This is a genomic window from Caulobacter sp. P1_B12_2, from assembly GCF_056406675.1.
In genome coordinates, this window is sequence record NZ_JBFTZS010000337.1 from 1 (window position 1) to 5,210 (window position 5,210).

3 protein-coding genes and 1 pseudogene are annotated in these 5,210 nt (G+C 69.8%); 1 reads left to right on the plus strand and 3 read right to left on the minus strand.

What is annotated here, in order from left to right:
* A pseudogene (locus AC1DZ6_RS18440) lies at positions 1–275 on the minus strand (putative urea ABC transporter substrate-binding protein); the annotation flags it as partial.
* Positions 276–703: 428 nt separating this feature from the next.
* Positions 704–2,167, minus strand: coding sequence for an alpha/beta fold hydrolase (locus AC1DZ6_RS18445; RefSeq protein WP_477098595.1), 1,464 nt, complete (start codon positions 2,165–2,167; stop codon positions 704–706).
* A gap of 112 nt (positions 2,168–2,279) precedes the next feature.
* Here AC1DZ6_RS18445 and AC1DZ6_RS18450 point away from each other — a divergent pair, with 112 nt between their 5' ends.
* On the plus strand, positions 2,280–3,722 hold the full coding sequence (locus AC1DZ6_RS18450) for a LytTR family DNA-binding domain-containing protein (protein WP_477098596.1): 1,443 nt from the start codon (positions 2,280–2,282) through the stop codon (positions 3,720–3,722).
* A 29-nt stretch (positions 3,723–3,751) separates the two neighbouring features.
* On the opposite strand, the gene AC1DZ6_RS18455 is transcribed toward AC1DZ6_RS18450, so the two are convergent.
* Positions 3,752–5,119: a DUF4832 domain-containing protein gene (locus AC1DZ6_RS18455; RefSeq protein WP_477098597.1), complete on the minus strand. Its 1,368-nt coding sequence runs from the start codon at positions 5,117–5,119 to the stop codon at positions 3,752–3,754.
* Positions 5,120–5,210 lie beyond the last annotated feature (91 nt).

Here is a 5,210-nt window from a genome sequence, read left to right on the forward strand (position 1 = left end):
GATCTGCACCAGCTCGATCTGCACGCGATCTGCACCAGCTCGATCTGCACGCCGTACTTGTCGGCCCACTTCTTCACGATGCCCGACTGCTGGGCGTAGGCCCAGGGCATCCACCCGGCATAGATCGTCCAGCCGATCTTGTAGCTGGTCTTGGCGGCCGCCGCCGCCGGAGCGGCTTCCGTCTTGTCGGCGGGCTTGGGTCCGCACGAAGCCAGGGCCAGGCAGGACGCGGCCATGGCCGCGATAAAGCGCTTGCGGGTGAACAAGACAGTCATGAGCGGGCTCCCTCCAAATTCGCTGAAGGCAGCGTTCGACATATTACGAGTTGTCGCAATCGTAATACCGCCGGCGGTCATCCGCGCCCTGCCCTCCGCGCTGATCTGCCAAAAAAGCAGGCCCCTTGGCCCACGGGCGCCGCATCCCGCGCCGTTCACGCACCGCCTTCGCGCGCGCGCAACGGTCGGTTTGCCTCCGCCCCCGCCGTCGCGCAGCGTGACGGCTTCGCAGGGAGGATCGCGATCATGCTTTTCAAAGCGGCGACGGGCCTGCTGCGATTGATCCGCGAAGGCTTCGCGGCGCGCGGCGGCCGATACTGGCTGACCTGAACGCCCCTTTCATAATCGACGCGAGCGGCGACCTTTTTCCGCGCCTTCAGGTCGCCAGGTTCCCACGGTGATCCTGCCGGGTCGCGCCGGCCCCGCGATCACGCCAGCTTGAACTTCGGCGGCGGCAGGGCCAGCCGGATGTCGGCCACGGCCTCGCCGCGGAAGAACCGCACCAGCAGGCCTTGCACGTCGGGATGGGCCTCGAAGACGTTGTGGCCGGCGTTCTCGACGATCACCCGCGACTTGTGCTGGAACTGGGCCGCCACTTCGTCCTGCTCGGACATCGGCGTGCGGCCGTCCAGCGTGCCGGCGACCAGCAGGGCGGGGTTGTCGATGCGGAACGACGCGCGGAAGCCTTCGCCCAGGTCGACGCCCGGAACCGTGCCCAGCAGCTGCGGCATCGGGAAGTTCAGCGCCTCGCCCAGCACGGCGGTCTTCGCCTCGCGTCGCACCATGGCCAGTCGGGCCGGCGAGATTCCCGACGCCAGATCCGTGGCCTCGGGCATGCCAGCGACGCCGAGAAGGTTCGCGAACTCGCTTGCGAAAGGCGCCAGCACCTCCGTCTTGCCGGCGTCGAGCGCCAGGTAGAGCCCTGGCAGCATGACCAGGGTCTGCGGATTGGCGATCAGTCCGCCCGCCATGAGCTGGATGGCGAAGCCGCCGATCTGCAGCTCGACCGGCGCGCCGTTCAGCTTGGCGGCCATCTTCACCGGCGCCGCCTCCAGCTTGGCGTGCACCCGCCGCATCAGGGCCGGCAGGTCGGGGATCGCCGCGCGGACGGCGGGGTCGGCGGCCAGCAGGCCGTCCACTTGGCGTAGAAGGGCGTCGACCGCCGAAGGCCGCTTCACCGTCTGGTCCTGCCCCTCCAGGCTGGCCAGGGCCACGCGGTTCACGCGGTCGCCGTGCCGCTTGAGCATGCTGAGCGCCAGGTGCGTGCCATAGCTGATGCCCCAGAGATCGACCTTTTCAGCGCCCAGGTGACGGCGCAGGTCGTCGATGTCGTCGGCGTTCTGTTCGGTGTTGTAGCCGGTCATGGCCACGCCGGCCTTGGTCCACTCGGCCCAGGCCTCCTGGAAATCGGTGCGGAAATAAGAGGTCAGCCCGGCCTGGGTGAACGGCGGCGGCGGGCGCGTCGAGGCCGATCGTTCCGGGATGTGGTTGGACAGGCCTGTGCCCCGCTGATCGAAAGCGATGACGTCGGCCACTTCGCGCAGGGCCATGAAGATCGGAAAGCGCGGTCCGCCCGCCGCCCGCGTCGCCAGGCCGCCCGGCCCGCCGGCGAGGTAGATGATCGGCGGACCCGGCTTGRCCGCCGTCGAGGCGAACCGGACATAGCTCAGTCGGATCTTCCGCGCGTTGGGATCGCGGCGATCCTCGGGGACCTCGAAGAAGCCGCGCTCGGCCTCGGTGTCCTGGCCCTGCCAGCCCTTGAAGCGGAAGGGGCCGGCCTGCGACGGAGACGCCGTCGGAGCCGGAGGGGAGGCCTGCGCCAAGGCCAGGGCGGGGAAGGCGAGGCCGGCGGCGGCGAGCAAGGCGCGGCGATTGAGCGATGTGTGGGTCATGCCGACACCTGAGCCGTCCACGGCGCCGTCCGCCACGCCGCTTCGGTCAATGGCGGCCCGTCATCGGCGAATGGCGGCGCATCTCGGCGAGCGGCGCCTTAAGAGGGAAGCTATGTGGCGAATCCTGATCCTCACCGTCCTTCTGACCGGCTTCTCGACCCTGGCCCGGGCCCAGAACACCCCGTGGCAAGCCTGTCATGGCGCGGTCGGTCCGGGCGGTCCCGTGCTGAGCGATTGCCGCCCGATCGAGGATTTCGTCGATCCCCAGGGCCGCGAGATGTGGATCCGCTCCACGATCGCCGCCCCAAACAGCGCCTTGGGCGACACTCGGGCGCGCGCCCTCTATGTGGCGGGCGTCGCCTCGTCGGAAGCCTGGCTCAACGGCCAGCGCCTGGGCGTCAACGGAACCCCGGGCGCCACGGCGCGGGACGAGGTCCCCGGGCGCTACCAGATGGCCTTTCCGATCCGCGAAACCACCTGGCGGCCCGGCGAGAACACGCTGGTGCTGCACCTGTCGTCCTTCCACGGCGGCCTGCGTTTCGCACGCCCGATGAGCGCGATGGTCGTCGCGCCCTCCCCCTATCCGCAGCGCACCGCGCTGCTGGCCCTGACCTTCGTGGCGGCCGGCACGCTGCTGGCGGCGGCGTTCGGCTTCGGCGTCATCCACGCCATGCGTCGGACGGGGTCCAGCCTGGTCCTGGCCGCCATGGCCGGGGTCGCGGCCGTACAGGCCGTCGTCGAGAGCCTGCGGCCGCTGTTCGAGTACCCCTACCCCCTGCACGCCTGGCGGATGAGCGCGATCTGGCTGCTGGCGGCCGCCTTCGCGGTCCTGCTGGTGACCTATGTCGCCACCCGGTACCTGCACAAGGCGAGCCGCTTGATGATCGGCCTGGCCCTGGGCCTGGTCGGCGCCACGGCCCTGCTTCCGGGCTTCGACCTCAAGACGGTCTGGGCGCTGATCCTGGGGGTGGCGCTGGCCGTCCTGCCGGCCGCGGCCGGCGTGCGTGACAAGCGGCCAGGCGCGTGGCTGACCCTGGCCTATCTGGCGCTGTTCCTCGCCCTGGCCCTGGTGTTCCCCGAATGGCTGGCCGACCTGTCCTACTTCCTGCTCGCCGCCGGACTGGTGCTGCCGCTGCTGATGGTCGAGGTGGTGCGGCTTGGCCGTGACGATCGGGGCCGCGAGGCCGCCCTGACCCGCGCCGCCAGCCGACCCGACCGCCTGACCGTGGCCTCGGCGCGCGGCGTCGAGCTGGTGCCGATCGCGGACATCCTGGCGGTGGTGGGAGCTGACGACTATGTCGAGCTGCGACTGACCGGCGGCCGCAGCCTGCTGCACGCCGCCCGCCTCGACGGCCTGGCGAGCCAACTGCCGGCGAGTTTCCTGCGCATCCACCGCTCGGTGATCGCCAACCTGGCCCAGGCGCAGCGCCTGGAGCGCGACGGCGATCGCTGGCGGCTGCACCTGAGTGAGGGATCGCCCCTACCCGTCAGCCGTTCCCGCCAGCCCGCCTTGCGCGAGGCCCTGGACGCTCCTCCCCCCGTTGCGGCCGCCTGATCGCGGAAAGGCTCTTTCGCTCCCCGTGCCTATCGAACGTCCACGACCGTCCCAAGCGCGAAAGCGCCGCGGCTCTCGTCCCATCTCTGGCCCGTCTCGCCATGGTCGGCATTGGCCAGGCGAATGGCGAAGCGGGGATCGTCCTTGAGGCGGAGGCTCGCGTCCGGCAGGGCCAGCCAGACCTCCTGCACGCCCAGCAGATCGTTCGGCAAGGCGACAACGAGCGTCTCGGTCGTCTCCGCGCCCGGCAGCCAGCGGCGCGGATCCGCGCCCCGCGCCTTAAGCCGACGGACGGCGCCTGACTTTTGGTCGCGCAGCAGGATCTCCACCGGACGGGGATTGTAGAGCCGCGCCCAGCCCGCGTTGCGGACCACGATCGAGACCGACAGCGCGCCGCCCCGTTCGATGGCCGCCGGATGGCTGACTCTGACCAGGGCGAAGCGGTAGCCCATCCGGCGGCGCACCGCGTCGAGACATCCCTGCTTGCGCCAGTTGTCATGGAACAGCCGGCGGTAATAGCCGTCGTTCAGATAGGTCAGGTTGTAGCGCGCGCCCTCGCCCAGGATGTCGGCGCAGGCCGTGCGCGGTCGAGGCTTGGGATCGTCGGCCGGATTGCAGGTCTCGCCGCCGAACGGCGCCAGATCGCCCTGCTCGTCGGCATACTGCCGCTGACGCTCGCGCGGGTTCGCCTCGTCGTCATAGGTGCCGACATCGGTGTCGCTGGCCAGGAAGCAGTCGTTGTGAAACCCGATGCGGAACGCGCCGTTCAGCGCCGCATCCAGTCCGGGCAGTTTGGGCGTCCAGGCCTGGATGTAGGGTGGATAGCGGAACTGGACGGCGCGCGTGGCGGGCACCGCGTCAAGCAGGGCGTCCTTGATCCGGGTGCGGCTTGCCGGCGTCGTCAGGTCGTTCGACGAGGTATGCCATTCCCCCCAGGCGCCGATGAACCCTGCCTGCATGAAGGCGATCACGTCTTCATTGCGATGGAGCAGCGGCTTGAGCTGGGCCAGGTGGGACAGCACTCTGGGCAGCGTCGCATCCCGCGCGTCGCGGTACTGGGTTTCCCCTCTTGGATAGTTGTAGGTCGCGCGGACGATCAGCTTGACGCCGCCCTGCCGCGCCGTTTCGAACGCGGCCTCGATCCTGTCGAGAAACGCCGCCGGAAGGTCGGTGTCGCGGTAGGGCTCAAGGTTGATCCGGGCATAGATCAGCCGATCACCCTCGGCATAGGCCTTAGCCACGAACGCGGCGCTCAGGGCGTCGAGGTCGGTGTCGGCCGCGCGATAGAAGCCTCGCTCCGGATTGGCGAAGTCAGCATCGGTGGTTTGAAAATCGACGCCGACCGCGGCGGGCGGCGCCGGCTTGACCTGGGCCTGAGCCGGAAGTCCGGCCGCCATGAGCGCCGCCGAGAGCAACGCCGAACGCCCAAGCCTGAGCGGCTCATTCACCCACGCCCGTAAAGCCACGACACCACGCCTTGTGTTTGTC

Bases quoted from the DNA above. Each gene is read 5' to 3' on its own strand.
- AC1DZ6_RS18450 (WP_477098596.1), top strand. From the start codon at position 2,280: ATGTGGCGAATCCTGATCCTCACCGTCCTTCTGACCGGCTTCTCGACC.
- AC1DZ6_RS18455 (WP_477098597.1), bottom strand. From the start codon at position 5,119: ATGGCGGCCGGACTTCCGGCTCAGGCCCAGGTCAAGCCGGCGCCGCCC.